Here is a 24,034-nt window from a genome sequence, read left to right on the forward strand (position 1 = left end):
CCGGACACCATCTCGGGTGTCCGGCCTTCTCATGATTTCCAAAGAAAATCAGTGTGGTTGCGGCTCCATGCCGCCTTCGGCCTCATCGCCCTTGGCAGGACGCGTGCCGGTCTTCGGCACGGCCGAGCCACGGCTCGGAGGCGTATCGTCACCGAGATCACGCGACGGCTTTTCACCGCGAATCAACGCCTTGATCTCTTCGCCGGTCAGCGTCTCGTATTCGAGCAGCCCTTCGGCGATGGCCACGAACGCGTCATGGTCGTCGGTCAGGATGCGGCGCGCTTCGGCGTAGGCTTCGTCAATCAGCTTGCGAACTTCCGAATCGATGGTCATGGCCGTCGCTTCGGACACGTTCTTCGACTGCGAAACCGAATGACCCAGGAAGACTTCCTGCTGGTTCTCACCATAGGAAACCTGGCCAAGCTTGTCGGAGAAGCCCCACTGGGTGACCATCGCACGGGCAAGCTTGGTGGCCTGCTCGATGTCGGACGATGCGCCCGATGTGATGTTCTCCTTGCCGAAGGTCAGTTCTTCGGCAACGCGGCCACCCATCATGATGACAAGGCGCGAGACCATCCACTTGTAGCTCATCGAGTAGCGGTCGCCCTCGGGAAGCTGCATGACCATGCCGAGTGCACGGCCGCGCGGAATGATCGTTGCCTTGTGCAGCGGATCGGCCACCGGAACCTTGAGCGCCGTGATGGCGTGGCCGGCTTCGTGGTAGGCGGTCAGCTTCTTTTCGGCTTCGGTCATGGCGGACGAGCGGCGTTCGGCGCCCATCATGATCTTGTCCTTGGCGTCTTCGAATTCCTGCATGGTGACGACGCGCTTGTTGCGACGCGCGGCCATCAGGGCAGCTTCGTTGACGAGGTTCATCAGGTCGGCACCGGAGAAACCAGGCGTACCGCGAGCCAGAACCTTGAGATCGACATTCGGCGCCAGCGGCACGTTACGGGCGTGAACCTTGAGGATACGCTCGCGACCGACGATATCGGGGTTCGGAACCACGACCTGGCGGTCGAAACGGCCCGGACGCAGCAGCGCGGGATCGAGAACGTCGGGACGGTTGGTCGCCGCGATCAGGATGATGCCTTCGTTTGCTTCGAAGCCGTCCATCTCGACCAGCAGCTGGTTCAGCGTCTGTTCGCGTTCGTCGTTACCGCCGCCGAGACCGGCGCCACGATGGCGGCCGACGGCGTCGATTTCGTCGATGAAGATGATGCACGGCGCGTTCTTCTTGGCCTGCTCGAACATGTCGCGGACGCGGCTTGCGCCGACACCGACGAACATTTCGACGAAGTCGGAACCCGAGATCGTGAAGAACGGAACGTTTGCCTCGCCTGCGACGGAGCGTGCGAGCAGCGTCTTACCGGTACCGGGAGGGCCGACCAAGAGCACGCCGCGCGGAATCTTGCCGCCGAGACGCTGGAACTTCTGCGGATCGCGCAGGAATTCTACGATTTCCTCGAGGTCCTGCTTGGCTTCGTCGACGCCGGCGACGTCGTCAAATGTGACGCGGCCATGCGCTTCGGTGAGCAGCTTGGCCTTCGACTTGCCGAAGCCCATCGCCCCGCGCGAACCACCCTGCATCTGCCGCATGAAGAACAGCCAGACGCCGAGGATGAGAAGCATCGGCAGCAAGGTGCCGAGATAGCTCAGGAAACCGGAAGAACCGTCGGTTTCGGGACGTGCCGAAACGAGAACATTCTTCGTCTGCAGGCGATCGAGCAGATTGTCGTCGACCACAGGCGTATAGGTTTGGAAGGTGGTGCCATTTTCAACATAGCTGCCGGAGACGCGGTTACCCGTGACGACGACTTCCTTGACGCGGCCCGCATCCACTTCACGCAGGAACTGCGAATAAGGGATATCGCGGGAGCTGGTCTGCGCCGGCGACGTCTGGAACATACTGAAGAGGGCAATCAGCAAAAGCGCTATGATTGCCCACAAGGCGAAATTACGTAAGTTAGGGTTCATCGAACTCCCCAGCACTGGAACGACCGCCTCATGGCGACCGCTTTATTCGGTCTCTAACATAGGATTGCGTCAGGCGGTTGCCAAGGCAAACCCATCAGTTAGATGGTTTTTCCGTCAATAAGACCTAAAGGCGGTTTTGGATAGGGGCGTGTTCCAAAGGCTGCCGCGAGGCTGGTCGCGAACTTGACGTCCAATCGTGTCAAAAAACGGTCGAAGGGCGCGAAATATGGCACGACGGCGATGCCATCGGCGAGATCGGGCGACGGGTCGGCGGCCTTGATGCGCGGTTGCGCCGCACGGGCTCGGGCGAGCGTGCTTTTAGGGAGGTTTTCGGGTGCGGGCATGGCCGCACTCCGCCCGCCGCCACCCTCAATGCCTTCCTCGCCTCTGGCTGTTTCGGCGCCGCCCTCCTCTCCACCCTCACTCCTGTGCTTGTCACAGGAATCCAGCAACGGCGCGTCCGCGCCGTGAGAGACTCTTTTGTGCCCAAGGACTTGGGCACGCTGGATTCCTGTGACATCGCCCGAGCGAAGCTTGGGCACAGGAATGAGGGAGTGTGAGTTGGGCGCTTGGTGCCCTACTACAGCGTCGGCACTCGCCCCTGCAGCCACCACCGTCACCTCAACGCCGGAACCATTCGCCACCAGATAGCGCCCGTCCCAAACGCCACGCTCTCCGGCGCCAATTGCAAGCGGCACGAGCCCTCGCGTCTCCCGCGCCAGATAAAGCCCATCGCGCCCGAGATCGAACACCACCCGCCCCGCCGTCATCCGGCCCGGTCGGCCCGCCTCGAGAAAGTCGAGCACCGCACCAATCTGCTCCGCCCCAAGCGCAAACGCCTGCCCACCAATCACGGCCGCCAGCCGCGCAAGCCCATGACCGAGCACCGCCCGATCGACGCCCAGCCCAGCAACGCCAACCCGCACCAGCATTCCCTCATGCACATAGACATGCGCATCGACCCACCCGGCCGCGGCCTCGTCGAGCGCCATCCGCGCAAAGGTCATCGCCTCGATCTCGCCGACCGAGATGCCCTCGCCCGCCAGCGCCTGGCGCGTCCGCACCCGCTCGTATTTCACGTCCTCGTTGCTCGGGTCATCACTCCAGCCGATACCGTGCAGCTCCAGCATCGCGCGAATATCCGCCCGCAGCGAAGACAGCAGCAGTCGCGCGATCCAGATGCGGCGGTCAAACAGAACCAGATCGGCGATCCCGGTCGTGGCGGCGGCCGAGCGTTGGCCGCGCATGGCAAATGTCTCGCGCTGATCGTCGAGCGTGTGGCCGGTCACGATAATGTCAGCGCCGAGCTCAAGCGCAGCCTCGGCGAGCAGCCCGTAGCGGGCATCGCGCGCGGCCGCCATGATCCCGGCCTTCGGCTTGGCGCCGTGCCAGACCTTGGTGACATGGGGAATATCGAGCGATCGGCAAAGAGCAGCGACATCGCGCGCCTCATCGGCCGATTGCGGGCGCAGCGCGTGGTCGACGGTCGCGGCGCAGAGTGAAATTCTGGGATTGGGTTCGGCCTTCAGCGCATCATAAAGCGCAATCAGCAGGCCGGTGGAATCGCTGCCGCCCGAAATCGCGACGAGAATGCGCGAGGGCTGGTCAAGCGAGGAGAGAAAGCGTCGTGTCGCCGTCTCAGGGGATAGGATGCCGTCCGGGCGCAAGACCGGAAAGCCTTAGCAGGAGAGACGCTTCTGCTCGCTCGCGACCTTGGATATGACGGCGCGGGAGGCCTTGGGATAACGCTTCGGCACTTCGCGCAGCGTTGCGCAGGCGGTTTCCGTGTTGTCGAGTGCGGCGAGCGACATGCCGAGCTTCAACAGCATTTCCGGCGCCTTTTCCGACGTGCCGTATTTCTGGTGCGCGTTGAGGAAAGTCTTGGCCGATTCGTTGAACTTGCCCTGCGAATAGAGCGCTTCGCCAAGCCAGAAATTGGCGTCGGCCGCGCGAGCGCTGTTCGGATACTGTCCGATATAGGCGTTGAATTCCTTTTCGGCGGTCGAATAGTCGCCTGACAGCACATGGCCGTAAGCAGCCTTGTACTGATCAGCCTCGCTGCCGAGCGACGCCGTCTGCGAGCCGGCTGCACCGACCGGCGGTAGCGGGCTGGAGCCGACTTCGGCGCCAGGATTGACCGAGCCACCGATCGGATTGCCGTTCTGGTCGAACTGCATGGAACCAAGCTGCTGCGGCGGCTGGCCGAGACCGGTGTTTTCGGGAACGTCGGTCGAGGGCGACGTTTCGGGTGCCCTCGAGGTCTGGATGGCGCGGGCGACATCGTCGCCACCGCCCTGTCCCTGACCCATCTGCTGACCTTGGGCCGTCTGGTTGGAAGCCGGGATATCGGCTTCGCTCTTCTTCATCGGCTTGGATGCACCGCCGGCGCTGCCGCCACCGCCGCCGCTCTTTTCCAGTTCCTGGAAGCGGAATTCATTGTCTTCCTGTGCCTTGCGGATGGTTTCCTGCATCTGCAGCAGCTGGAAGCTCATTTCCTCGATGCGGCCGTTCAGCTGGCGAAGCTGATCTTCGAGCTGCTGGATGCGCACTTCCGCGCCGCCGGCCTGCACGTTGACGACGGGCGCCTGCGCCGGTGCCTGGCTGGCAGTCTTGTTTCCGAAATGCAATCCGAATAGCGACGACGCGTTCGCCGATTGGCCAACCCCGGCCACCGTTGCGAGGCAGAGCATGCCCGCCACGACAAATTTCTTCATTTGGTTCGTCCTGTCCCAGTGATTCTTCGCGCCTCGATGGCACGAACAGGAGATTTTTCCAATTGCTTTCAAAAAGCAACGGAGTTCGGCCAAAGTGTGTTCAAAAAGAAAAGGCGGCCCGCGATGGAGCCGCCTTTCCAATTTGTAATAAAACCCGGCATTTTATCGCCGGATCGGCAGTTACATGCCAGCGCCACCGAGAACGGTAACGGCGCGGCGGTTCTGCGACCAGCAGGAGATGTCGTCGCAAACGGCGACCGGGCGTTCCTTGCCGTAGGAGATCGTCTTCATGCGCTGAGCCGGAACGCCGCGCGAAGCGAGGTAGTCCTTGGTGGCAGCCGCACGGCGAGCGCCGAGAGCGAGGTTGTATTCGCGCGTGCCGCGTTCGTCGGCATGGCCTTCGATCGTGATTGCGTACTTCGGATAACGGCCGAGCCACTGAGCCTGACGATCGAGCGTCTGGGCAGCGTCGGCGCGGACCGAGGTCGAGTCGGTGTCGAAGAAGATGCGGTCGCCAACGTTGACGGTGAAGTCCTGGGCCGAACCCGGCGTCGCGGCACCGGCACCGAGGCCGAGGTCACCGGCGCTGTTGGCCATGTTCTTCTTGTTGGCGCAGCCGGCAAGTGCCAGACCGGCGACGAGCGCGATCATGACCGGGTTGCGGGCGAAGTTCTGCATGCGGCTCATTGCCGGGGTATGAATTCGGCTCATGGCCGGTCTCCTTGCGACTTGATTAAGGTTGCCGGACTGTAACCGTTCTCGGTTAATCGGCTTTCAAGAACTATGGTTAACGAATGGTTGATTTGGCCCTCTGTCGCCCCATTCGTAGATTTTTGAGGCGACAAGAAGGCAGGCATGCGGACTTCCCTACTCCAGAAGCGGCGACCAGGCCGGGTCGGAAGCGTAAGCGGGGGTCTTGATCATCTGCTCGTTGTAACCGCTCAGATCGATCGAATAGAGCTGCGGGCCACCTGCACCCGCCGCCTGGCGGAAGAACATGATGACGCGGCCGTTCGGCGCCCAGGTCGGGCCTTCATTGTGGAAGCCCGTGGTCAGGATGCGCTCGCCCGAACCATCAGGCTTCATCACGCCGATCGAGAACTTGCCGCCCGATTGCTTGGTGAAGGCGATCAGATCGCCGCGCGGAGACCAGACCGGCGTGGAGTAGGAACCGTCGCCGAAGGAGATACGCGTCTGGCCGGAACCGTCGGCGCTCATCTTGTAGAGCTGCTGGCGGCCGCCGCGGTCGCTTTCGAACACGATCTGGCTGCCGTCAGGCGAATAGGACGGCGAGGTATCGATCGCGGCCGTGGACGTCAGGCGCGTCGTGGTGCGCGAACGCAGGTCCATCGTGTAGATGTTGGCATTGCCTTCCTGCTGCAGGCTCATCACCACTTTCTGGCCGTCAGGCGAGAAGCGCGGCGAGAAGGTCATGCCCGGGAAGTTGCCGACCACTTCGCGCTGTCCGGTTTCCAGCTGCAGCAGGTAGACGCGCGGCTGCTGGTTGGCGAACGACATGTAGGTGACTTCCTGCCGGTTCGGCGAGAAGCGCGGGGTCAGAACGAGGTCGCTGCCATTGGTGAGCATGCGCACGTTGAACCCGTCCTGGTCCATGATGGCGAGCTGGCGCTTGCGCTCCTGCTTGCTGCCGGATTCGGAAACGAAGACGACGCGGGTATCGAAATAGCCTTCTTCACCGGTGATCTGCTTGTAGATCGCGTCGGCGATGATGTGGGCCACGCGGCGCCAGTTCTCAGGCTGCGTGTAGAACTGCTGGCCGGTCATCTGGCTGCCGGCAAACGTGTCCCAGAGGCGGAACTCGGCGCGAAGACGGCCATCGGCCTCCTGCGTGACGCGGCCGGTGACCAGCGCCTGCGCATTGATGACCTTCCAGTCCTCGAAGCGCGGAGCGGCATCCGGGTTGGAGATCTTCTCGATGAAGGCATTCTTGGCGATCGGCTTGAACAGGCCCGAGCGCTGCAGATCCGCGGCGATAACCTGCGAGACCTGGGCGCCCATGTCGCCCTGCAGGAAGTCGGTGATCGCGATCGGCAGGGGCTCGACATTGCCCTTGTTGATGTTGATTTCGACAAGCGCATGCGCCGGCGTGGCGATGACCGCGGTGGTCATCATGCCGACGGCGACCATCAGGGCGCGAAAAAGGGAACACTTGGACATAGAGGACAAGCCTTTCAGCATTTTAAAGGGCTAGATCGCTGGGGTCGAAATTGACGATGACTTCGCCCCAGGCGTCGTATTTGTCTTTCGGCAGATTGGTGAACGGCGACGACTTCATGACGGCGCGCTTGGCACCGCTGGCGAGCGCCATGCGGGTCGATTCGTTGGTGCCGCCGATGGCTTCCACTTCGGGAGCGCCAATGATGTTGCCGTCGGGGTCGAGCTTCATGTGGACCCTGATGCGGACTTCGCTGGCGCCTTCCATGCCGGGAATGACCGACCAGTTGCCGGCGATCGCGCTGCGCAGCGCATCCATTTCGCTCATCGACAGCTTGGAGCCGCCGGTCGCCTTCTTGGCGCCGAGCGAGGCCACTTCGGTCGAGCTCTTGGCGCCGCCATTCGACGGATCCTGCTTGTTCAAGAGTGCGGCGATGTCATCGGCGTTGAAGTCGCTCTTCTGCGCGGAAGAGGCCTTGGCCTTTTCCTGCTTCTTGTCGGACTTCTTCTTGTCAGACGGCTTCTCGTCGGTCTGCGCCTTGTCTTCCGTCTTCTTCTCCGCGGGCTTTTCAGCCGGCTTCTGTTCCGGCGGCTTCGGCTGCGGCTTGATTACGGGTGTCGGCACCTTGTCCGGCAATGCTTCCGCATCCGGCTTCGGCGGCTCGGGCATGTCCTGCGGCTTCTCTTCAGCCTTCGGAGGCGTCGGCGCGATTTCCGGCTTCGGCGGCGTGATCGACGCGACCTGGCTCGGCTCCACCGCCGTGTCTTCCTTCATGATGTCCTTCACCTCGTTGGGCACGGGATCATTTTCCGGAAGCGGCTTTTCGGAGGCCTTCGGTGCTGCGGCCGACTCGTTGTTGTTTGGCTTGGCGTTCGGGATCGGCGGCGTCTTCAGGTCGACCTTGTTCTCGCCCATGTTTTCGGCGTTGGCCACGTTGGTCGGCTTTGAGGTCGGCTTCGGCGCCGGCTTGTCGCTCGGCTTGGCCGTCTTGTCTCCCTGCTGCAACTGCGTCAGGTCCTCGACAGGCACGAGGTTGACGGGCATGGCCTCGAAATCCTCGACCTTGAACTCCGACGGGGAGCCGATCGAAATCAGCGCCCAGGCGAGCAGAGCACAGTGCAGTACAGCAGATGAGACAATACTGGCCTTCATAGCTCTACTACGGGCCCTTCTTCTCTTGGGTGACGAGACCGATGTTCTTGAAGCCCGCACCCTGGATGCGTGCCATGACATCGGCGATCACGCCATAAGGCGCGGCCGAGTCGCCACGAACGAAGATGCGCTCATTGTAGCCGGTGGTGGCGATCGCCTCGAGCTTGGCGGCGATTTCCTCGACCGGGATCGGCGTTTCCTGCAGGAACGCGGTACCGTCGTTCTTGACGGAGATCGTGATCGGCTGCGTTTCGGAGTTCAGCGCCTTTGCCTGCGTTTCCGGCAGGTCGATCGGCACGCCGACCGTCATCATCGGAGCGGCGACCATGAAGATGATCAAAAGCACGAGCATGACGTCGACCAGCGGCGTCACGTTGATTTCGGAAATGGCGCCACCTCTGTGGCCACCGCGACGACGCCGACGGTTTCCACCGCCTCCGCCACCGCTTGGAGCACCCATACCCATGTCGTTCTCTCCGTTTCCGTCGAATTACTGCGCGGCCTGACGCGGCTGCAGCTTCTCGTCGATTTGGCGCGAAAGAATGGCGGAGAATTCATCCGCGAAACCTTCCATGCGTGCCGAGAGCTTGCCCGCATCGGCGGAGAACTTGTTGTAGGCGATAACCGCCGGGATAGCGGCGACGAGGCCGATCGCGGTTGCGAGCAGCGCTTCGGCGATACCCGGCGCAACGACGGCGAGGTTGGTCGACTTCGAACCGGCGATCGCCTGGAACGAGGTCATGATACCGACGACGGTACCGAACAGACCGATGAACGGACCGGCCGAGCCGATCGTCGCCAGCGAGCCGAGACGGGCCGACAGCCCTTCGGATTCACGAGCAAGCGTCACGTCCATGGCGCGGTCGATACGCATCTGCAGGCCGATCGGCGAACGTGCGCCGCGCTCGAACGACTTCTTCCACTCGCGCATGGCGGCGACGAAGATCGAGGCGAGGCCCGTGTTGTTACGCTCGGACAGCGAGCGGTAGAGTTCTTCCAGCGACTGGCCCGACCAGAATACCTGCTCGAACTTGTCGAACTGCCGACGAGCGCGGCCGAAGGCCAGATACTTGTCGATGACGATCGCCCAGGTCCAGACGGACGCTGCGATAAGACCGAGCATGACGAGCTTGACGACGAGGCCAGCCTGCATGAAGAGCGACCAGAGACTGACGTCCGTGTGAGCCGCTGCCAAACCTACTTGTTCCATTGATCCAAAATCCCCGAATCCAAACGCCCGGCACTTGACCGGGCGGCACAAAGTGATCTCGCAAGATATGTCTGGCTGCCGCCGCCCAAAGCCCTGGTCAAGCTTCCAAGCTCTTATCCGCCTTCCTTGCCGTCAAATTTGGTCAAAGGAAGGCGTGCACCGCACAAACTCTGACAATCCGAGTAAGACACTATTATCGTTAATAGTTCGTTAGCGCCGGATCATAAAAGGCTGACTATTGGCGAGAGGTTGATCCCTTGGAATACTTGGCCAGATCTCAGATCGATGACCAAAACAGCACAAACCTTGCGCGCGGCAATTCCTTCACATGAAAGTCATGTTTTTGCAAGGGCTGGTTGGCGATATCCGTGCATGGCGGCAATGCGGTAACGGAAGAGCTCTTACCGAATACCGGTTAGCAGGACGATCACGCCCGCTTCAATTCCTTGATAGCGCCGGGATCACGATCGAGCAGACGGAAGAGATTGACGACAGCAGGCGTCGGCATGACTTTGCCGGTCTCGTAGCGCGAAAAGGCGTTGTGCCCCCCACCCGTCAGCTCGGACGCTTCGACCTGATTGATCCGGAGTTTCTTGCGGATGCGACGCAACTCGCTGCCGAGCGCTTTGCGAGCTTCGAGCACCAAGGCGTCACCGGCCGCCGCGTAACGCTCGGCGCTTTCCTGATCATACTCGATCTCGCCGCAGGCGCCGCAGCGGAAACCGGACAGGCCCTCCACATCCGCTTTCATATCCCGAAAGACGACCTGATGTGTTTCATTGGCAAAGCGCACCATCTCGCGCTCCGCCTCGCAGCAAACACAAAGCTTGGTCATGAACCCAACTCCTTGAACTGTATCACCGGCGCGCCATCGGCCCGAAGCGTCACCTTCACATAGGCCATGCCGGCCGGCGTATCTGCATGGTAGACGTCCTGCCATACGGAACTGTCGGCGTATGTCGTCATCGACTTGTAGAGATCTTTTCTCTTCAGCCCGCAGATCACATCGATCATCTCCGAGATCGTCAGCCCCATGGCTCTGCCGCCGTCGATCGCGGTCTTGGTGAAAGCTGCAGCGCGGCGGGCTTTCACCACCACGACAATCGCCGCAAGATCGTAATGCGCCGTCCGTTTCTCCATACCCAATATTACCCTTTGAGGGTAAAAATTCAAGGATGACGCCGGACGATTGGTCTAAATTAGACCTCAATCATCATCTGCTTCGCCAACCCCTCCGGCAGGCGCCGAGGACGGCCGCTGGCGTTGATGACGGCGATGATCACCTTGGCGGCGATCAGCAGCGTGTCATCGCGGCGGATCTCCTGCGCAAGCACCATCTTGGCGCCGCCGGCCTTTTCGGTGCGGGTCGTCACGGTCAGTATATCGTCCATGCGCGCCGGCGACTTGAAGTCGATCTCCATGCGATGGACGACGAAGACCAACCCCTCTTCGTCGGCGGTGATCAGCTCGCGCTGCTCGACGCCGAGGCAGCGCAGATAATCGGTGCGGCCGCGCTCGAGGAAGTGCAGATAGCGGGCGTGATAGACGAGACCGGAGAAATCGGTGTCCTCGTAATAGACCCGCTGCAGCAGGCGATGGCCCGCTTCCGTCAGTTCGCCCGAGATCGAATGAGAGATCGAATGCACACCGTCCGCCATAATTTTCTCCAAAGTCGCGCGCCCTCTTTGGCTGAAGACATTCCGCCTTGCAAGCATTGAACAATTGTCACGCTTTCTAAGTAATCCTCGATAGCGAAGGCCAACAAGGAGACGACACCATGAAGATTGCGGTGATGGGCGGAGATGGATTTATCGGCTGGCCAACATCATTGCATCTGTCGGACGCCGGCCACGATATTCACATCCTCGACAACCTCTCGAGGCGCTGGATCGACACGGAACTCGGCGTCCAGTCGCTGACCCCGATGGACTCGATCCAGGAGCGCACCCGCATCTGGCACGCCGAGACCGGCCGCCGCATCCACTTCAACCTGATCGATCTCGCGCGGGATTACGAACTCCTGAAGAAATGGCTCGCCGAGAACCGGCCCGACGCCATCATCCACTTCGCCGAGCAACGCGCCGCGCCCTATTCGATGAAGAGCGACCGGCACAAGAACTACACGGTCAACAACAACATCAACGCCACGCACAATCTCCTGAACGCGCTGGTCGAACTGCAGCTCGACGCGCATCTGATCCACCTGGGCACCATGGGCGTCTACGGCTATTCGACGGTCGGCGCCGCCATCCCCGAAGGGTATCTCCCCGTCGGCATCGAGACGACGAGTGGCGAAACCGTGAGCCAGGAAATCCTCTACCCCGCCAATCCCGGCTCGATCTACCACATGACCAAGTGCCTGGATCAGACGCTCTTCCATTTCTACGCCAAGAACGACGGCCTCAGGATCACCGACCTGCACCAGGGCATCGTCTGGGGCACCCACACCGAGCAGACCCGCCGCCACGAACAGCTGGTCAACCGCTTCGACTATGACGGCGACTACGGCACCGTTCTGAACCGCTTCCTGATCCAGGCCGCGATCGGCTATCCACTGACCGTCCACGGTACCGGCGGCCAGACCCGCGCCTTCATCCACATCCAGGATTCCGTGCGCTGCATCGAGCTGGCGCTGAAGAACCCGCCAACCCGCGGCGCCCGCGTCGAGATCTTCAACCAGATGACCGAAACCCACCGCGTCCGCGACCTCGCCGAGATGATTGCAAAGCTGACCGGCGCCGAGATTGCCTGGCTGCCCAATCCGCGCAAGGAAGCGCCGGAAAACGAACTGATCGTCAAGAACGACAAGTTCCGCAATCTCGGCCTCGATCCGATCACGCTGAAGACGGGGCTGATGGGCGAGATCGTCGACGTCGCGAAGAAATTCGCCTATCGCGTCGATCGCAGCCGCGTACCGGCGGTGTCGGCCTGGACGAGAGATATCGCGCCGACGATCAACCACGATCCCGAGGGCAAGCGATTGAAGTCGGTGTCGTGAGGGGAAGTGGCTATAACTTCCGCCGAACGCTGAGCCCCCTCATCCGCCTGCCGGCACCTTCTCCCCGGTGGGGAGAAGAGACTCGTTGCACTCTCTCTGCCTCGCCTAACCTTACCGTTCCTGTAGTTGGGCAGAACGCCCACCACCTGCCTCTTCTCCCCAACGGGGAGAAGTGCCGGAGCGCCAGCGAGGCGATGAGGGGGGCGAGGCTAGCCGAGCGGCCTGAGCAGCAAGCGAAGGCCACCTCCACAGCCCACCCCGAGACCCTCGCACAATGACATCCTCCAACGCCTACGTCACCCTCGTCACCAACGCCGACTACGCCATGGGCGCCACCGCGCTGGCCCGCTCGCTGAGCATGACCCAAACCACCGCCGACATCATCGTCCTCCACACCGGCGGCGTCACCGGCGCGGACCTCGCGCCCTTGCGCACTATCGGCTGCCGCCTCATCCTAGTCGAGCACCTGCCGCTGTCGGACGCCTTCAACGAGCGCCACGCGCGCGGCCAGCTACACGCCGCGGCCCCCTTCACCAAGGGCCGCAAACCGCTGTTCCACTCGCCGCTCGACAATTTCTGCAAGCTTCGCCTCTGGGAGCTGACCGAATACACGACCTGCGTCTTCATCGACGCCGACGCCATCGTGCTGCGCAATATAGACCGGCTCTTCGCCTACCCCGAATTCTCCGCTGCGCCCAATGTCTACGAATCGCTCGCCGATTTTCACCGCATCAACTCCGGTGTCTTCGTCGCAAAGCCTTCGAAGGAAACATTCAGCGCCATGCTGGAGCGGCTCGACCAGCCGGAAATCCTGTGGAAACGCACCGACCAGACCTTCCTGCAGGCATTTTTCCCAGAATGGCATGGTCTACCTGTTTATTTCAACATGCTACAATATGTCTGGTTTACCATGCCTGCGCTTTGGGACTGGAACAGTATTTCCGTCCTGCACTACCAGTATGAAAAGCCATGGGAAACAGATCATCCGAAGGCGGAAAGCCTGCGGCCGCTGATCGATCTATGGCAGGCATTCTACACGGGCAAGGACGTGCCGGACATATCGGCCATGGCCAATCCGAAAGGGGCAGCATGAAGGTACTGGTATCGGGTGGAACAGGGCTTGTCGGTCGCTATATCGTCGAGGAACTGCTTGCAGCCGGATATTCGGTCATCATCGGTGGCCGCCACGCCCCGCTGCCGCGCGCCTTCTCCCGCCCCGTCGATTTCGCGCCGCTGTCGCTTGACCCCGAAAAGGACCATATCGAGGCCTTCGACGACGCCTATTTCTTCGTGCACGCCGCCTTCCACCATGCGCCCGGCAAATATCGCGGCGGCGAAGGCGACGACCCCGAGACCTTCAAGCGCTTCAATCTCGATGGCACCGTGCGCCTGTTCGAGGCCGCCAAGCGCGCCGGCACGCGCCGCTGCATCTTCATCTCCAGCCGTGCCGCCTATGGCGAGCATCCACCGGGAACCACGCTGACGGAAGCGACACAGGAAAAGCCGGAAACGCTCTACGGCCAGACCAAGCTCGACGCCGAACGCAGCCTGGCGCATCTGGCCGCGCCCGGCTTCGCCACCGCCAGCCTGCGCCTCACCGGCGTCTACGGCAATCTGCGCCCCAACAAGTGGGACAAGCTGTTCGGCGATTATCTGAGCGGCCGGCCGATCCCGGCGCGGGCAGGCACCGAAGTGCACGGCCAGGACGTCGGCAAGGCGGTGCGCGTCATGCTCGAGGCCGATGCCGGCCGCATCTCGGGTGAGACCTTCAACGTCTCCGACCTCGCGCTCGACACCTGGGATATTCTCGAGCCGATCCGCTGGGAGCACGATTGCGCCAACCGCCTGCCTGTGGCCGCCGACAAATCGCTGCTGACGCCGATGGACACGACCAAGCTGCAGGCGCTGGGCTGGCAGCCGGGCGGACTGCCGCTCTTCGAGGAAACCATCCACGCGCTCGCGACACAGCCGGCGGCCTGACGCACGAACGTCGCATTCGCGCGTTGCTTTTGAATACGCGCGTTGCATTGCGCGCCGTCCGTTCTATTGTCGCGCCACAAGAGCAAGGCGGACATCATGAACGCAAGAGACATCAAGGCCGGCATGCGCGCCGAAAGGCTGGCGCTGAGAGATGCCATTCCCGTGGAGACCAGGGCAGCGATGAGCCTTGCCATGGCCGAACACGCCGGCGAGGCGATTGCGTTTGATCCCGGCACGATCATCTCCGGCTTCCTGCCGATCCGCTCGGAAGCAGACCTTCGCCCGCTGATGGCGCGGTTTCGCGCACGCGGCGCCAGGCTCTGCGTCCCCGCCATTCTCGACCGCCAGACCATCGCTTTTCGCGAACTCGTGGATGGCGCGCCACTAGTCTCCACCGGCTTCGGCACGTCTGGTCCCGGCCCCGACGCACCGGTTCTCGACCCCGAGATCCTGCTCGTCCCGCTGTCCGCCTTCGACCAGCGCGGCCACCGGATCGGCTACGGCGCCGGTCATTATGACCGCGCGATCGACCGTTTGAGGCAAAAAGGCATGCATCCGAAACTCATCGGCATTGCATTCGACTGCCAGGAAGTGGCACATGTGCCCGACGAGCCGCACGATGTAAGCCTGGATGCCATCCTGACAGAAAGCGGCCTGCGCTTTTTTGCCTCTTGGATTGGATAGCAATGCGACTGCTTTTTTTGGGTGACATGGTCGGCAAGACGGGACGCACGGCGGTGTGGGATCGCCTCCCCGGCCTGATATCGGACCTGAAGCTCGACTTCGTCGTCGTCAACGGCGAAAACGCCGCCGGCGGTTTCGGCATCACCGAGGACATCTTTCTCGAGACCATCAATGCCGGCGCCGACGTGGTGACCACGGGCAACCACGTCTGGGACCAGAAGGAAGCGGTCGCTTTCGCTGGCCGCAACGACCAGTTCCTGCGCCCCGCCAACTATCCGCAAGGCACGCCCGGCCGCGGCTCCGGCCTGTTCTACGCCCGCAACGGCGCCCGCGTGCTGGTTGCCAACGTCATGGGCCGCGTCTTCATGCATCCGGAACTCGACGACCCCTTCAAAGCGGCAGAGACCATTCTCGACGCCTGCCCGTTGAAGGAGCAGGCCGATGCGATCATCTTCGATTTCCACGCGGAAGCCACCAGCGAGAAGCAGTGCTTCGGCCACTTCGTCGATGGCCGTGCCTCCTTCGTCGTCGGCACCCACACGCATGTGCCCACCGCCGACCACCAGATCCTGAACGGCGGCACCGCCTATCTTTCCGATGCCGGCATGTGCGGCGACTATGACAGTTCGCTCGGCATGGACAAGGAAGAGCCGCTGAACCGCTTCATTTCGAAGATGCCGAAGGGCCGCATGGAGGCAGCAACCGGCCCCGCCACCATCTGCGGCGTCGGTGTCGAGATCTCGGATGCGACGGGCCTTGCGGAAAAGATCGCGCCGCTGCGCCTCGGCCCGAGACTGTCGGAAACCATTCCGGAATTCTGGCGCTGATCCGGGCATTTGTCTTCCATGACGTAAAAGTGAGCATCGCGGTCCGGATTTGATCTGGACCGCTGCCGACCCTTGCCGCATCCTTTTGCCAGTGAAAGCGCTGGGGACGTGGCATGAAGCTGCATTTTCTTGTCTTCGCAATGACCACCCTCTCCGGCCTGCTGCCCGGTTGGCTGGGTTCTGACGCCGCGCAGGCGCAGGAAGCGCGCCGCAACGTCAGCCAATGCCAGGCGATCGCGCAGTCCATTCCCAAAGCGACATTCGCGAGCTTCTCCGGCGCCGTCCCGATCGCAGGCGCCGCGGACAACGAGACGGTGACGCTCACCTATATCGGCCACTCGACCTTCCTGATCGAGACGCCCGGCGGCGTCAGCATCGCCACCGATTACAGCGGTTGGTACACGCCGCCGCGGATGCCAATGGTGGCGACGATGAACCGCGCCCACTCCTCGCACTACACGCTGACGCCTGATCCGGCGATCAAATATGTGCTGCACGGCTGGAGCGACGTGCCGGGAGAGAAAGCAAAGATCGACCTCACGGTCGGCGACACCTACATCCGCAACGTCACCACCGATATCAGGGGCGGCTATGGCGGACCGCAACCGGACGGGAACTCGATCTTCATCTTCGAGGTCGCAGGGCTCTGCATTGGCCATCTCGGCCACCTGCACTACGAACTGACCGACGCGCATTACACGGAGATCGGCCGGCTCGACATCGTCATGGTTCCCGTCGACGGCGGGCTCACCATGGGCGCCGACAGTATGAGCCGCATCATCAAGCGCCTTCGCTCCTCGCTGGTGCTGCCGATGCACCAGCAACGGCCGCTCGCCAACTTCCTCTCCATGTTCGGCCCCGACTTCGACGTCGTCTACGCCTCGGGCAACAGCATCGACGTCTCGATGCGCACGCTACCGAAGAAGCCGCAGATTTTTGTGGCGAAGGGGATGCAGTAGGAAGGCGGGGGCACTCAAAGCGGCGGCAATATCGGACGGTGCTTTTCGTCATAGGCTTCGACAAGATCGCCGATCCGCGACGCCAGCAAGGCGAGCGGATGATCTTCGTCATCACCGATCTCGGCAAAGATTTCGTCAAGCTGTCCAACGAGGCGATCATACTCCGCCTCGTTCGTCGGCATGGCGAGAAGTGGTGCTATCTTCATGCAACGGCACCTTTCACGATGGCATCGACCTCATCGATCACGTCGTCCAGGTCATGTCCTAGGCCTGCGTCGATATCCTTGCGAGCTTGATCCAGCTCGATGATTTCCCGGCCTTCCGATGCGAGATAGGATTTCAGAGCGCGCACGAACACCCAGCTTCTGTTCCGATTACAAATACCAGCGATCCGCTCGATCTCCGCGAGCACATCGGCAGGCAGACGCATGGTGATCGGGTCTGAAAGGTCATGACTGCTCATCGCTCACCTCCGGTTGTAACGAAAGCTACGCCATACCAGCAGATGCGTCAAACCTCTCACCCATGCAACCGACGCAACAAAAAGCCCAGGAGCCAAAGCTCCCGGGCCTCGATCGACCTCGCCGCAATCAATCTCAGGCGAACTGCAGATGCTGACGCACGCCGACATCCGGCATCTTGTCCTCGTCGAGATTGGCCTTGGCGATTTCCCAGCCGAATTTCAGCTTGCTGCCGGTCGACACCCAGATTTCGGCGTCGTCGACATGCATGGCGAGCATCGTCAGTTTCGGGTCCTTCTTGCCGTCCTCGTACCAGGCGGCCACCACCGAGTTCCAGTATTCCTCGATCTTGGACGCATCCTGGCGAACCTCGATCTTGCCGGCCAGGCAAGCGTGGTAGTCGTGATCCTTGCCGACCACGCAGAAATGCGCCCGCGTTCCGGGCTTGATCGCCCGCACGATCTCCGCGTCCGACTTGGTGTAGAACCAGATGGTATTGGTCTTGGGATCGGCGTTCGGCGCCATGGGCTGCATGTGCATGTCGGCGCCATCGACGCCGAGCATGCCGGCATGAATGTCGTTGACCTGATCCCAGAGCTGGCGTGCCGGGTGTTCCCGTGCCTCGTTGAAACTAGCCATAGCGCTTCCTTCCGTTTCGAATGGTCCGTGTTTGAAACGTCATCTCGCGGGCTTTGTTCCCCAAAGTGAAAACAGATGCTACGCTCCTGGTATCGTGGGGATATGGGGGATCGTCATGCGCATAGCGGCACTGGTCACGCTGGGCTTCGCCTCGGCATTGTCTCTGGCATCGTTCTTGCCCGCCGACGCCGCCGACCGCAGCTTCATGCCCGACGAGAACGGCCAGATCGTCTTCGTCACGCCATCGAGAAACATCGGCTGCACCTATATCCCGAAGGGCGGGACGCAGATGTACAAGCCCGATGACGGCGGCCCCGAGCTCGGCTGCGACCGCATCGAGCCGAAATACATCCGGCTGATCCTGTCGGCTTCCGGCAAGGCCTTCATCTTCGAGATGGAAGGCGACACGGCCTGCTGCGACGATGTCAACGTGCTGAACTACGGCGATCGCTGGAAGGCGGGACCATTCACCTGCATGTCCGATGAGAGCGGCCTCACCTGCCGCCGCAAGGACGGACACGGCTTCTTCGCGAGCCGCAACAAATACACCGTCGATTGACGCAGCGCCCCGGCGCCGCGGCCATCCGGCACGCCTGTTTTCCCTTGAACGCGCCCCGTTTCACTCTTATAAGGCGGCCCATTCCCAACAATAAGACGTGAACAGGGGTGCCATGGCTGGCCATTCACAGTTTAAAAACATCATGCATCGCAAGGGCCGTCAGGATGCCGTGCGGTCGAAAATGTTCTCCAAGCTCGCGCGCGAAATCACCGTTGCCGCCAAGGCCGGTCTGCCCGACCCGACGATGAACGCCCGCCTGCGCCTGGCGATCCAGAACGCCAAGGCACAATCGATGCCGAAGGACAACATCGACCGCGCCATCAAGAAGGCTGCCGGCGCGGACGGCGAGAACTACGATGAAGTGCGCTACGAAGGCTACGGCCCGGGCGGCACCGCGATCATCGTCGAAGCGCTGACCGACAACCGCAACCGCACCGCCTCCAACGTCCGTTCGATCTTCACCAAGGCCGGCGGCGCACTGGGCGAAACCGGCTCGGTATCCTTCTCCTTCGACCATGTCGGCGAGATCACCTACAAGCTCTCTGCCGGCGATGCCGACAAGATGATGGAAGCGGCGATCGAAGCCGGCGCCGACGACGTCGAGACCGACGAGGAAGGCCACTACATCACCTGCGGTTTCGAAGCCCTCGGCGAAGTCGCCAAGGCGCTGGAAGCCTCCCTCGGCGAAGCCGAAACCGTCAAGGCCGTCTGGCGTGCCCAGAACAACGTGCCTGTCGACGAAGAGCGCGCCCAGTCGCTGCTGAAGCTGATCGACAGCCTCGAGGACGACGACGACGTGCAGAACGTCTATTCGAACTTCGAAGTTTCGGAAGAAGTGCTGGCCAAGCTCTCGGCCTGATCGCTTCCGATCGCAATCCCAAAAACCGGCCCCGGAAACGCGGCTGGTTTTTTTGTTGTCCACAGGTCTATCCGCGTGAACCCTCACATACTGGCCTCAAGCGGTAACACGTCCGTGAACACGGGGTGTTTGTTAAGGCCTCGGTAACCCTGGCCGCTTTGAATGCCGCCCATTCGCTCCAGCCGGTCTGCCTCAAGGCCAGCCTCACTTCATACTCTCGGCGGGAAAACGACCCATGAAAAGACTATCCCTTTCGCTCTCCATCGCACTTGCAGGCACGCTCGCAGGCGCGGTCACGGCTCATGCGCAGCCATCCATGGTCAAGCAGTTCGACGATTGGGGTGTCTATTCCTACGACCGCTCAGGCAAGACGGTGTGCTATATTCTGACAGTGCCGAAGACCATGCAGCCCGCCGCCGTTGATCATGGCCGCAACTATTTCGTGGTCGGCCGCGCGCCGGGCCGTGGCACCAATTACGAGCCGCAGGCGATCATGGGCTATGATCTGAAGCCCGGCTCGCGCGCCAAGGTGGAGATCGGCGGCAAGGAATTCACCATGTTCACCAAGGGCTCGTCCGCCTGGGTGCTGGAAGAGACCAAGGAGCCGGATTTGATCGACTCCATGCGCGGCGGCAGCGACATGACCGTCGACGCCGTCTCGCGCCGCGGCACTGCCACCAGCTACACCTACTCGCTGAACGGTGTTACCGCCGCGCTGAAGCGCATGGCCCAGTGCAACTGAGCCGATCGCAATGCGTAAGACAAAACTGACGAAGCGCATCTCGGCATGAGGCGCGCTCGAAAGGACGGCGCCCGGGTGCCGTCCCCTTCCCGCCTTGCTCGCGGCTGGAAACGCACGGCGGCGATCTGCCTCGCCGGAATGGCGCTGGCCTGCACCTCGATCGCCGCCAATCCGCTGCTGTCGCAGCCCGCACCGGTCGCGGCCAAAGCCGACAATGGCCCCAAGGGCCGCGAGACCGGGCTGAAGGTTCCCCGCTTCGTGTCGCTGCGGTCGCGCGAGGCCCGCATGCGCGTCGGCCCCTCGCTCGATTACGGCATCGCCTGGATTTACCGCGTTCCCGGCCTGCCGCTGGAGATCACCGCCGAATACGGCAACTGGCGCCAGGTGCGCGACAGCGACGGCGTCTCCGGCTGGATGCACCGCGCGCTGCTGTCGAGCAACCGCACCGCCATCGTCGGGCCGTGGCTATCGGCGCACGTGCCGCTCCGCGACGGACCAAGCAGCTCGGCGCGCAAGCTGGCCTCGCTGACCCCTCGCGTTCGGGTCGCGATCAGCGATTGCGACGGCAGCTGGTGCAAGGTGGACGTGACCGGCCACGATCTGGACGGCTTCGTTAGGCAATCGGCGCTCTGGGGCGTCTATCCTAACGAGACGATCAAGTAGAGGCTCAGGCGGCGGCCTTCATAAGCGTGTTGAGCCCGGCGAACAGCTCGACGGACTTCAGCCGCGCCTCGATATCGTGGATCGGCATCGAGATGATCAGTTCGTCGGCCTGCGTATCGCGTAGGAATTCCGCGAGCTTCGCTTCTGCCGTCTTTGGTGACCCGACCACGGCGTAGCGTAGCGTGTGCTCGACCGTCATCTTCTCCATCGGCGACCAGAAGCTCTCCATATCCTGGAGCGGCCTCGGGAACTGGCCGCGCACATTGCGGCGCAGGTTCACGAATTGCTGCTGCGCCGAGGTGAAATGATACGCGGCCTCCTCGTCGGTCTCCGCTACCGATCCCATGACGCCGACCATCGCATAGGGCTTGTCGAGCACGGCTGATGGCTGGAACCGGTCGCGATAGATATCCAGCGCCTCCATCAGCGAATCCGGCGCGAAGTGCGAAGCGAATGCGTAGGGAAGCCCGAGCATGCCGGCGAGCTGCGCGCTGTAGAGGCTGGAGCCGAGCAGCCAGATCGGCACGTTGCTGTTCATCCCGGGCACGGAAAGGATCGCCTGGTTTTCGACCGGCGCGCCGAGCAGCTGCTGCAATTCGACGACATCGTTGGGGAAGCTGCTGGCATCGAGATTGCGTCTGAGCGCCTGCGCCGTGCGCATGTCGGTGCCCGGCGCCCGCCCGAGCCCAAGATCGACGCGCCCCGGAAACAACGCTTCCAGCGTGCCGAACTGCTCGGCAATCACGAGCGGCGAGTGGTTAGGCAGCATGATGCCGCCCGAGCCGATCCTGATCCTTTTCGTCGCCGCCCCAACATGGCCGATGACCACGGCGGTTGCGGCACTGGCGATCCCCGGCATGCCGTGGTGCTCGGCCAGCCAGAAGCGGTTATAGCCGAACGCCTCGGCCCGCTGCGCCATCTGCGCCGAGCTCTCCAGCGACTGCCTGATTGTGCTGCCTTCGGCAACGGGTGAGAGATCGAGGATGGAGAAGGGAACCATGGCGCGGCCTGTCGGTGGTTGGATTGGACATCCTATGTAGGTGCTCGAATGGAAGCCCCAAAGGGCAGCGCGCGAAAAACACCGGCCGCAACACGGAAAGGTAGCGCGCGCATTGACAGCCCGCCGCCGGTTGTCTAAGCATGCCTCATACCGGCTGACCGGTCGTAAGCGTCTAACGTCAAGCAACGCACTTATCGATCCTCGTCGGTCGGAGTGCGTTTTTTTTGTGCCCGTTGGACGAGGAATAGCCAGGAGGTTACCGTGGCTTTCCAGACTTTTCGTGATCCGCAGCAGCGCCGGCTGTATCTGCTCGCAGCGATCCTCTTCATCTCCTATCTCTGCATCGCGATCGCGCTTCCCGTCATCCCCGTTTACGTCACCGGCACGCTCAAGCTTGGAAACATGTGGGCCGGCCTCGGCGTCGGTATTGCATTCCTCTCGACCATCGTCAGCCGCGGCTATGCCGGCGGAATGAGCGACCAGCGCGGCACCAAGGTTGCCGTGCAGCGCGGACTTGCGCTCTATATGCTGGGCGCGCTGGTGTCGCTGATCTCGGGCCTGCTGTCGCAGATGCCGGCCGCCGCCTACCTTGTGCTCATTGCCGGACGGCTGTTGCTCGGGCTTGGCGAAAGCCTTGTCGCGGTCGGCATCATCTCCTGGGGTATCGGCATCGTCGGGCCGCAGCGTTCGGGCAAGGTGCTCGCCCTCGTCGGCGCTGCCATCTATGGCGCGCTGGCCGTCGGCGGCCCCATCGGCCTGCTGCTGCTCGCCCATCTCGGCTTTGCCGGAACCATGGCCGTTAGCGCGATCCTGCCCTTGCTCGGGCTCATCGCCATCAGCAGGGTTCCAGCAGTTCCGGTGCATGCCGCGCAGCAGCGCCCTCCGCTTCTGAGCGTGATCGGCCGCATCTGGCTGCATGGCGCGGTCATCTGCCTGCAGGGCATAGGCTTCGCCGCGATCGGCGCATTCTTCACGCTTTACTTCCAGAGCAAAGGTTGGGCGTTCGCCGGGCTCGGCTTGACGGCCTTCGGCGTCGGCTTCGTCATGGTGCGCATTCTCTTCGGCCATCTGCCGGATCGGTTCGGCGGGCTTGCCGTGGCCATGGTGTCGCTTGCCGTCGAGGCGGTCGGCCAGACGCTGATCTGGAGCGCCGGCGATCCCGGCGTCGCGTTGATCGGCGCCTTCATGACCGGCCTCGGCTGCTCGATGATCTTTCCGGCCATGGGCCGCGAGGTCGTCCACCTCGTTGCGCCGCATCTGCGCGGAACGGCGCTCGGTGGCTTCTCGGCATTCCAGGATGCGTCCTACGGGCTGACAGGGCCCCTTGCCGGTCTCCTCGCCGATCGGGCCGGCTATGACAGCATCTTCCTTGTCGGCGGCATCACCGCCACCTTCGGCCTGCTGATCGCCACCGCCCTGCGCCGCAGAACCGCCCGTGCGGCACTCCCCGAGGGGCAATGACCTGAAAGATACCGCTCATGCCGGCGCCAATGCCGGCATGAGCCTGTTGTGGTCGAGAGATCAACCAGCCTTTGCCGATCCGATACCATCAAGCTTGGCGACGGCATCGGCCGGCAGCACCAGATCGGCAACCGCGAGGTTCTCCCGCAGGTGTCCGCGCGACGAGGTGCCGGGGATGAGCAGGATATTCGGCGCGCGCTGCAGCAGCCAAGCCAGCGCCACCTGCAACGGCGAGGCACCCAGCTCGGCCGCGACATCCGACAGCGTCGAGGACTGCAGCGGCGAGAAGCCACCGAGCGGGAAGAAAGGCACATAGGCCGTCCCCTCGCCCGCAAGCTTTTCGATCAGCGCATCGTCGCCGCGATGGGCCAGATTGTACTGGTTCTGCACGCAGACGATCTCGGTGATCTTGCGTCCATCGGCGATCTGCTTGGCGGTAACGTTGGAGAGGCCGATATGCTTGACGAGGCCCTGGCGCTGCAGGTCCGCAAGCACCGTCAGCGGCTCTTCCAGCGAGCCCTCGGCCGGGCCGTGCACGTCGAACATGGCGCGCAGATTGACCACCTCGATCGCATCGAGGCCGAGGTTCTTGAGGTTGTCGTGGATAGCCTGCGTCAGCGCCTCCTTCGAGAAGGCCGGGTTCCACGACGCATCCGCCCCGCGCACCGCCCCGATCTTGGTGACGATCACGAGGTCGTCTTTATAGGGATGCAGCGCTTCCTTGATGATCTGGTTGGTGACGTGCGGTCCGTAGAAATCGCTGGTATCGATATGATCGACACCGCTCTCGACCGCCTCGCGCAGCACGGCCACCGCTTCCGCGCGATCCCTCGGCGGCCCGAAGACGCCCTTGCCGGCAAGCTGCATGGCGCCATAACCGAGCCGTTTGACGGTGCGGTTGCCGAGTTTGAATGTTCCAGACTTTTCAAGATTGGACATGATCTTTCTCCGTTTCGATCAAGACGAGAAATAG

27 protein-coding genes are annotated in these 24,034 nt (G+C 62.4%); 11 read left to right on the plus strand and 16 right to left on the minus strand.

What is annotated here, in order from left to right; translation table 11 throughout:
- Nucleotides 1-48 precede the first annotated feature (48 nt).
- The 11 genes from ftsH to ybgC form a co-directional block, all read right to left on the minus strand.
- Nucleotides 49-1,977: an ATP-dependent zinc metalloprotease FtsH gene (ftsH, locus tag ACODTZ_RS27280; protein ID WP_026283219.1), complete on the minus strand. Its 1,929-nt coding sequence runs from the start codon at nucleotides 1,975-1,977 to the stop codon at nucleotides 49-51.
- A gap of 98 nt (nucleotides 1,978-2,075) precedes the next feature.
- A complete protein-coding gene (gene tilS, locus ACODTZ_RS27285) occupies nucleotides 2,076-3,644 on the minus strand; it encodes a tRNA lysidine(34) synthetase TilS (RefSeq protein WP_489029499.1) in 1,569 nt (522 codons plus the stop codon).
- Nucleotides 3,645-3,656: 12 nt separating this feature from the next.
- Nucleotides 3,657-4,691 (minus strand): tol-pal system protein YbgF, encoded by a 1,035-nt coding sequence (gene ybgF, locus ACODTZ_RS27290; protein ID WP_112980017.1) that lies wholly within the window; start codon nucleotides 4,689-4,691, stop codon nucleotides 3,657-3,659.
- A 180-nt stretch (nucleotides 4,692-4,871) separates the two neighbouring features.
- Nucleotides 4,872-5,402, minus strand: coding sequence for a peptidoglycan-associated lipoprotein Pal (pal, locus tag ACODTZ_RS27295; protein ID WP_026283220.1), 531 nt, complete (start codon nucleotides 5,400-5,402; stop codon nucleotides 4,872-4,874).
- A gap of 156 nt (nucleotides 5,403-5,558) precedes the next feature.
- Nucleotides 5,559-6,869, minus strand: a complete 1,311-nt coding sequence (gene tolB, locus ACODTZ_RS27300; protein WP_018899620.1) for a Tol-Pal system beta propeller repeat protein TolB — start codon at nucleotides 6,867-6,869, stop codon at nucleotides 5,559-5,561.
- A gap of 22 nt (nucleotides 6,870-6,891) precedes the next feature.
- Nucleotides 6,892-8,019 (minus strand): cell envelope integrity TolA family protein, encoded by a 1,128-nt coding sequence (locus ACODTZ_RS27305; protein ID WP_047509331.1) that lies wholly within the window; start codon nucleotides 8,017-8,019, stop codon nucleotides 6,892-6,894.
- Nucleotides 8,020-8,026: 7 nt separating this feature from the next.
- Nucleotides 8,027-8,485 carry a protein TolR gene (gene tolR / locus ACODTZ_RS27310; protein WP_026283221.1) on the minus strand — a complete coding sequence of 153 codons (459 nt, stop codon included), beginning with the start codon at nucleotides 8,483-8,485 and terminating at the stop codon, nucleotides 8,027-8,029.
- 24 nt (nucleotides 8,486-8,509) lie between these two features.
- Nucleotides 8,510-9,229: a protein TolQ gene (tolQ, locus tag ACODTZ_RS27315; RefSeq protein ID WP_026283222.1), complete on the minus strand. Its 720-nt coding sequence runs from the start codon at nucleotides 9,227-9,229 to the stop codon at nucleotides 8,510-8,512.
- 427 nt (nucleotides 9,230-9,656) lie between these two features.
- Nucleotides 9,657-10,064: a type II toxin-antitoxin system MqsA family antitoxin gene (locus ACODTZ_RS27320; RefSeq protein WP_489029503.1), complete on the minus strand. Its 408-nt coding sequence runs from the start codon at nucleotides 10,062-10,064 to the stop codon at nucleotides 9,657-9,659.
- A complete protein-coding gene (locus ACODTZ_RS27325; protein ID WP_489029505.1) occupies nucleotides 10,061-10,369 on the minus strand; it encodes a type II toxin-antitoxin system MqsR family toxin in 309 nt (102 codons plus the stop codon). The genes ACODTZ_RS27320 and ACODTZ_RS27325 overlap by 4 nt, the downstream gene beginning before the upstream one ends.
- Nucleotides 10,370-10,428: 59 nt before the next feature.
- A complete protein-coding gene (gene ybgC / locus ACODTZ_RS27330) occupies nucleotides 10,429-10,887 on the minus strand; it encodes a tol-pal system-associated acyl-CoA thioesterase (protein WP_047509334.1) in 459 nt (152 codons plus the stop codon).
- A 119-nt stretch (nucleotides 10,888-11,006) separates the two neighbouring features.
- Here ybgC and ACODTZ_RS27335 point away from each other — a divergent pair, with 119 nt between their 5' ends.
- From ACODTZ_RS27335 to ACODTZ_RS27360, 6 genes are all read left to right on the plus strand, one after another.
- On the plus strand, nucleotides 11,007-12,227 hold the full coding sequence (locus ACODTZ_RS27335) for an NAD-dependent epimerase/dehydratase family protein (protein ID WP_018899627.1): 1,221 nt from the start codon (nucleotides 11,007-11,009) through the stop codon (nucleotides 12,225-12,227).
- A 274-nt stretch (nucleotides 12,228-12,501) separates the two neighbouring features.
- Nucleotides 12,502-13,320, plus strand: a complete 819-nt coding sequence (locus ACODTZ_RS27340) for a glycosyltransferase (RefSeq protein ID WP_489029507.1) — start codon at nucleotides 12,502-12,504, stop codon at nucleotides 13,318-13,320.
- Complete coding sequence (locus ACODTZ_RS27345; RefSeq protein WP_047509342.1) at nucleotides 13,317-14,207, plus strand: NAD-dependent epimerase/dehydratase family protein; 891 nt, start codon at nucleotides 13,317-13,319, stop codon at nucleotides 14,205-14,207. The genes ACODTZ_RS27340 and ACODTZ_RS27345 overlap by 4 nt, the downstream gene beginning before the upstream one ends.
- A gap of 96 nt (nucleotides 14,208-14,303) precedes the next feature.
- Complete coding sequence (locus ACODTZ_RS27350; RefSeq protein ID WP_489029510.1) at nucleotides 14,304-14,891, plus strand: 5-formyltetrahydrofolate cyclo-ligase; 588 nt, start codon at nucleotides 14,304-14,306, stop codon at nucleotides 14,889-14,891.
- A gap of 2 nt (nucleotides 14,892-14,893) precedes the next feature.
- Entirely contained in the window at nucleotides 14,894-15,718 is an 825-nt protein-coding gene (locus ACODTZ_RS27355; RefSeq protein ID WP_026283224.1) for a TIGR00282 family metallophosphoesterase, read from the plus strand.
- A gap of 113 nt (nucleotides 15,719-15,831) precedes the next feature.
- The gene (locus tag ACODTZ_RS27360) at nucleotides 15,832-16,677 is read left to right on the plus strand and encodes an MBL fold metallo-hydrolase (protein ID WP_489029512.1); all 846 of its coding nucleotides are present in this window, start codon (nucleotides 15,832-15,834) and stop codon (nucleotides 16,675-16,677) included.
- 14 nt (nucleotides 16,678-16,691) lie between these two features.
- Here ACODTZ_RS27360 and ACODTZ_RS27365 read toward each other — a convergent pair whose 3' ends face one another.
- The 3 genes from ACODTZ_RS27365 to ACODTZ_RS27375 all read right to left on the minus strand — a co-directional run bounded on the left by ACODTZ_RS27365 (nucleotide 16,692) and on the right by ACODTZ_RS27375 (nucleotide 17,777).
- Nucleotides 16,692-16,883 (minus strand): hypothetical protein, encoded by a 192-nt coding sequence (locus tag ACODTZ_RS27365; RefSeq protein WP_489029514.1) that lies wholly within the window; start codon nucleotides 16,881-16,883, stop codon nucleotides 16,692-16,694.
- On the minus strand, nucleotides 16,880-17,140 hold the full coding sequence (locus ACODTZ_RS27370; protein ID WP_489029516.1) for a CopG family ribbon-helix-helix protein: 261 nt from the start codon (nucleotides 17,138-17,140) through the stop codon (nucleotides 16,880-16,882). The genes ACODTZ_RS27365 and ACODTZ_RS27370 overlap by 4 nt, the downstream gene beginning before the upstream one ends.
- A 133-nt stretch (nucleotides 17,141-17,273) precedes the next feature.
- The gene (locus ACODTZ_RS27375) at nucleotides 17,274-17,777 is read right to left on the minus strand and encodes a pyridoxamine 5'-phosphate oxidase family protein (RefSeq protein WP_018899635.1); all 504 of its coding nucleotides are present in this window, start codon (nucleotides 17,775-17,777) and stop codon (nucleotides 17,274-17,276) included.
- Nucleotides 17,778-17,892: 115 nt separating this feature from the next.
- Here ACODTZ_RS27375 and ACODTZ_RS27380 point away from each other — a divergent pair, with 115 nt between their 5' ends.
- The 4 genes from ACODTZ_RS27380 to ACODTZ_RS27395 all read left to right on the plus strand — a co-directional run bounded on the left by ACODTZ_RS27380 (nucleotide 17,893) and on the right by ACODTZ_RS27395 (nucleotide 20,600).
- Nucleotides 17,893-18,336 carry a DUF6636 domain-containing protein gene (locus tag ACODTZ_RS27380; protein WP_489029518.1) on the plus strand — a complete coding sequence of 148 codons (444 nt, stop codon included), beginning with the start codon at nucleotides 17,893-17,895 and terminating at the stop codon, nucleotides 18,334-18,336.
- A gap of 112 nt (nucleotides 18,337-18,448) precedes the next feature.
- Nucleotides 18,449-19,195 carry a YebC/PmpR family DNA-binding transcriptional regulator gene (locus ACODTZ_RS27385; protein WP_018899637.1) on the plus strand — a complete coding sequence of 249 codons (747 nt, stop codon included), beginning with the start codon at nucleotides 18,449-18,451 and terminating at the stop codon, nucleotides 19,193-19,195.
- 235 nt (nucleotides 19,196-19,430) lie between these two features.
- Nucleotides 19,431-19,937: an invasion associated locus B family protein gene (locus tag ACODTZ_RS27390; RefSeq protein WP_018899638.1), complete on the plus strand. Its 507-nt coding sequence runs from the start codon at nucleotides 19,431-19,433 to the stop codon at nucleotides 19,935-19,937.
- Between the two features lie 75 nt (nucleotides 19,938-20,012).
- A complete protein-coding gene (locus tag ACODTZ_RS27395) occupies nucleotides 20,013-20,600 on the plus strand; it encodes an SH3 domain-containing protein (RefSeq protein WP_489029521.1) in 588 nt (195 codons plus the stop codon).
- A 4-nt stretch (nucleotides 20,601-20,604) separates the two neighbouring features.
- Here ACODTZ_RS27395 and ACODTZ_RS27400 read toward each other — a convergent pair whose 3' ends face one another.
- Nucleotides 20,605-21,600 (minus strand): LLM class flavin-dependent oxidoreductase, encoded by a 996-nt coding sequence (locus tag ACODTZ_RS27400; protein WP_489029523.1) that lies wholly within the window; start codon nucleotides 21,598-21,600, stop codon nucleotides 20,605-20,607.
- A gap of 261 nt (nucleotides 21,601-21,861) precedes the next feature.
- On the opposite strand from ACODTZ_RS27400, the gene ACODTZ_RS27405 reads away from it, so the two are divergent.
- On the plus strand, nucleotides 21,862-23,061 hold the full coding sequence (locus ACODTZ_RS27405; RefSeq protein WP_489029525.1) for an MFS transporter: 1,200 nt from the start codon (nucleotides 21,862-21,864) through the stop codon (nucleotides 23,059-23,061).
- 60 nt (nucleotides 23,062-23,121) lie between these two features.
- On the opposite strand, the gene ACODTZ_RS27410 is transcribed toward ACODTZ_RS27405, so the two are convergent.
- Nucleotides 23,122-24,000: an aldo/keto reductase family oxidoreductase gene (locus tag ACODTZ_RS27410; RefSeq protein ID WP_489029527.1), complete on the minus strand. Its 879-nt coding sequence runs from the start codon at nucleotides 23,998-24,000 to the stop codon at nucleotides 23,122-23,124.
- Nucleotides 24,001-24,034: the final 34 nt, after the last annotated feature.

Source organism: Rhizobium sp. FG113, from assembly GCF_057809895.1.

Bases quoted from the DNA above. Each gene is read 5' to 3' on its own strand.
- ftsH (WP_026283219.1), bottom strand. From the start codon at position 1,977: ATGAACCCTAACTTACGTAATTTCGCCTTGTGGGCAATCATAGCGCTT.
- ybgF (WP_112980017.1), bottom strand. From the start codon at position 4,691: ATGAAGAAATTTGTCGTGGCGGGCATGCTCTGCCTCGCAACGGTGGCC.
- pal (WP_026283220.1), bottom strand. From the start codon at position 5,402: ATGAGCCGAATTCATACCCCGGCAATGAGCCGCATGCAGAACTTCGCC.
- tolB (WP_018899620.1), bottom strand. From the start codon at position 6,869: ATGTCCAAGTGTTCCCTTTTTCGCGCCCTGATGGTCGCCGTCGGCATG.
- ACODTZ_RS27305 (WP_047509331.1), bottom strand. From the start codon at position 8,019: ATGAAGGCCAGTATTGTCTCATCTGCTGTACTGCACTGTGCTCTGCTC.
- tolR (WP_026283221.1), bottom strand. From the start codon at position 8,485: ATGGGTATGGGTGCTCCAAGCGGTGGCGGAGGCGGTGGAAACCGTCGG.
- tolQ (WP_026283222.1), bottom strand. From the start codon at position 9,229: ATGGAACAAGTAGGTTTGGCAGCGGCTCACACGGACGTCAGTCTCTGG.
- ACODTZ_RS27320 (WP_489029503.1), bottom strand. From the start codon at position 10,064: ATGACCAAGCTTTGTGTTTGCTGCGAGGCGGAGCGCGAGATGGTGCGC.
- ACODTZ_RS27325 (WP_489029505.1), bottom strand. From the start codon at position 10,369: ATGGAGAAACGGACGGCGCATTACGATCTTGCGGCGATTGTCGTGGTG.
- ybgC (WP_047509334.1), bottom strand. From the start codon at position 10,887: ATGGCGGACGGTGTGCATTCGATCTCTCATTCGATCTCGGGCGAACTG.
- ACODTZ_RS27335 (WP_018899627.1), top strand. From the start codon at position 11,007: ATGAAGATTGCGGTGATGGGCGGAGATGGATTTATCGGCTGGCCAACA.
- ACODTZ_RS27340 (WP_489029507.1), top strand. From the start codon at position 12,502: ATGACATCCTCCAACGCCTACGTCACCCTCGTCACCAACGCCGACTAC.
- ACODTZ_RS27345 (WP_047509342.1), top strand. From the start codon at position 13,317: ATGAAGGTACTGGTATCGGGTGGAACAGGGCTTGTCGGTCGCTATATC.
- ACODTZ_RS27350 (WP_489029510.1), top strand. From the start codon at position 14,304: ATGAACGCAAGAGACATCAAGGCCGGCATGCGCGCCGAAAGGCTGGCG.
- ACODTZ_RS27355 (WP_026283224.1), top strand. From the start codon at position 14,894: ATGCGACTGCTTTTTTTGGGTGACATGGTCGGCAAGACGGGACGCACG.
- ACODTZ_RS27360 (WP_489029512.1), top strand. From the start codon at position 15,832: ATGAAGCTGCATTTTCTTGTCTTCGCAATGACCACCCTCTCCGGCCTG.
- ACODTZ_RS27365 (WP_489029514.1), bottom strand. From the start codon at position 16,883: ATGAAGATAGCACCACTTCTCGCCATGCCGACGAACGAGGCGGAGTAT.
- ACODTZ_RS27370 (WP_489029516.1), bottom strand. From the start codon at position 17,140: ATGAGCAGTCATGACCTTTCAGACCCGATCACCATGCGTCTGCCTGCC.
- ACODTZ_RS27375 (WP_018899635.1), bottom strand. From the start codon at position 17,777: ATGGCTAGTTTCAACGAGGCACGGGAACACCCGGCACGCCAGCTCTGG.
- ACODTZ_RS27380 (WP_489029518.1), top strand. From the start codon at position 17,893: ATGCGCATAGCGGCACTGGTCACGCTGGGCTTCGCCTCGGCATTGTCT.
- ACODTZ_RS27385 (WP_018899637.1), top strand. From the start codon at position 18,449: ATGGCTGGCCATTCACAGTTTAAAAACATCATGCATCGCAAGGGCCGT.
- ACODTZ_RS27390 (WP_018899638.1), top strand. From the start codon at position 19,431: ATGAAAAGACTATCCCTTTCGCTCTCCATCGCACTTGCAGGCACGCTC.
- ACODTZ_RS27400 (WP_489029523.1), bottom strand. From the start codon at position 21,600: ATGGTTCCCTTCTCCATCCTCGATCTCTCACCCGTTGCCGAAGGCAGC.
- ACODTZ_RS27410 (WP_489029527.1), bottom strand. From the start codon at position 24,000: ATGTCCAATCTTGAAAAGTCTGGAACATTCAAACTCGGCAACCGCACC.